Source organism: Corynebacterium sp., assembly GCF_030530965.1.
Lineage (GTDB): Bacteria > Actinomycetota > Actinomycetes > Mycobacteriales > Mycobacteriaceae > Corynebacterium.
In genome coordinates, this window is the sequence record NZ_JAUMTY010000096.1 from 1 (window position 1) to 2,282 (window position 2,282).

At 55.4% G+C, this 2,282-nt stretch carries 2 protein-coding genes and 1 pseudogene; 1 reads left to right on the forward strand and 2 read right to left on the reverse strand.

What is annotated here, in order from left to right; all coding sequences use genetic code 11:
* A partial coding sequence (locus tag Q3981_RS10355) for a MerR family DNA-binding protein (RefSeq protein WP_368410113.1) occupies nucleotides 1-251 on the forward strand: 251 nt, incomplete at its 5' end.
* A gap of 72 nt (nucleotides 252-323) precedes the next feature.
* Here the strand turns inward: Q3981_RS10355 and Q3981_RS10360 are convergent.
* Both Q3981_RS10360 and Q3981_RS10365 read right to left on the reverse strand, forming a co-directional pair.
* Entirely contained in the window at nucleotides 324-1,091 is a 768-nt protein-coding gene (locus Q3981_RS10360) for a hypothetical protein (protein ID WP_303126013.1), read from the reverse strand.
* 775 nt (nucleotides 1,092-1,866) lie between these two features.
* Nucleotides 1,867-2,282, reverse strand: a pseudogene (locus tag Q3981_RS10365) (glycoside hydrolase family 76); the annotation flags it as partial.

The following is a 2,282-nucleotide window of genomic DNA, read 5'->3' on the forward strand; positions in this document are numbered from 1 at the left end:
GCTGCCTGCGCGAATGCGGCATGGGGATCGACCAAATGCGCGAATACATGGAGCTCTGCCTGGAGGGCGAGGAAAGCATCCCTCAACGCAAGGACATTCTCCAGGATCAACGCCATGTTGTCGAAGACAAGATCGCGAACTTGCGCGACATGTTGGCCTTCATCGATTCAAAGCTCAGCTACTACGACAAAGTTCGCGATGGTGAGATCAAATACGAATCTAGCCTGCTCGCCCCGGTCAAAGACCATTAAGACCTTTGTTTAGAGGGGTTCTGCGACGATGCACTTATACAACCCGAGCTGCTGATACGCTTATCAACTCGGCTAAATTTCACCGTTCTCTATGTACTCGCCCAGGGTGCGCCCGTTTTCGTCCTTCCAGAAGGTACGTGCGTTGGCCGCGTTCCCATTAACGAACACTCCGGCCTTGTTGGGGGATGTGAAAGGAATGTCTCCCACCGTCACATCCCCATCGATCAGTCGAGCGTGACGTGCTCGTTCCTCGGCGACATGCTCTGTTTTAGCCTGAAGGAGCCAGCTGCCCTTCTTGAGCACCCATTCGCTGCCACTGCGCACAAGGGTGGCCCGGTTCTCTTTACGCCGGTGACTATAGAACTCGTTACTCACCTCCCGGGCAGGACCGCGCGACTCTACGTGAGCATCTTCATTTTCGCCTAGGGCCACATCCGAGAACTCCTCAGTGGGCAGCGGAGTTTCCAAAATCATGATGCCCATAGTGGCTAACATCAGCCGGGTATTACTGACGATCTGGCCGATGCGGTTCATCTGTGCCGCACCCACTCTACCTGCGTGGGCACCGGTGCCGTTGGACATGTGCGTACGTCCGGCCTCGCGGGCCAACGTGATGAAGGCATCTTCCATCAAACCTAACTCGGTGGCCGTGAAGCTTTCGGGTCGCGAAACCAACATGGCGACGCGTCGGCAGAACAGGTGTTTGCCGTTACGCATATTTTCAAGAACGTGCTTGAGGGTGCCGTCGTTATTCTTCCTCACGGCCGCTTTGCCGATGTAGAGGTTCTCCTCGTCACTTTCTAGGTCACCAAGGACGAAATAGATCCCAGCCAGGTTCATTTTCGAGTGGTTACGGTACTCTTTGAGCGAGCTCCTAGGCAGTATGTAGAGATCATACCTGGTGTCAGGGATCTGTACGAGAATGGGCCCATCAGCACGGCCCTCGAGTAGCAAAACATCTAGGCCTAACTGTTCGCTTGCGTCTGGCATGGTTCCTATTCCTTTCAAAGGGTTCAAGAGCGTACGCGTATGTGTTCTACATACTGTGTTGCGAGCCGTCCCGGATTGTTCCCGTTTCAGTCACTCATGCGTGTAGCCAGATCCTTCAACCCTCGATACAGAACCTATCTCGGTGTGGGACCTAGGATGCTTCCATCTTTGTCGACGAATTCAAGTTTTCCTCTGCTACGTGTTGCTCAGTTCGGCCGGGGTTTTCGTAGTTTTTAAGGGCTTTTATCTTTCTCTGCTCGCAGAGAACAGACTTTGCCTGGTGGATATCTTGGCCCCAAGGTCTTCAAAAGTTAACGGCAACCGTATAGTCCGCTAGAGCTTTGATCCGGTTGAGACTGATCTCGGCATCTACGGTCTTTCATCCAATTGACTGGCGTCGTGGACCCGCTCGACAGTGACACGATGACTGCCCATCTACGTATCCCGATGGATGAGACCTCAATCCTTAGATATGCATCGTCCCAGCTTCATTTTCTTGGCGAATTCGGCACCACAGAGGTTAAGTGGGCGGATAAAGCCTGCTTGTCCTACTCACCCAGGACAAAGACCGGTGGTGTTCTGATCCATCAGCGAATTTATTGGAGTGGCTGCCGTCCCTCGCCCACTAGGCCCCGCGCAACCGCTCGTTATTGACTACCCGGGCAGCAGCTTCAATCGCCATCCACCCGGACAGCTGCACAGACAGATCACGCTCGGCGATCTCCGAACCTGCTACTGCCCCACCGCTCGAGCCCGCGATGCGGCCACCCGAGCGCGGAATCTCCGCCTGACGCGTCCAGTCCGCACTAAAAACAGGGAGCCCGTTCACTTCCAGGCGCTGATCCCACACCGCGTCTGCCGTCGACACGACAAGTTTTGCCGCCAAGCGCTTCGTCGCACGGGATAGCTTCTGATCGTCGGGAAGGTCCGTCGCCACCAAGGCCAGATACCGCACCAGAATGCCGCGGAACAGTCCTCCATCACCACTGCCCGAGCCCTTGATCACGCCGGTGTCCGTCGCCAAGTTGACTGCGATGGCGT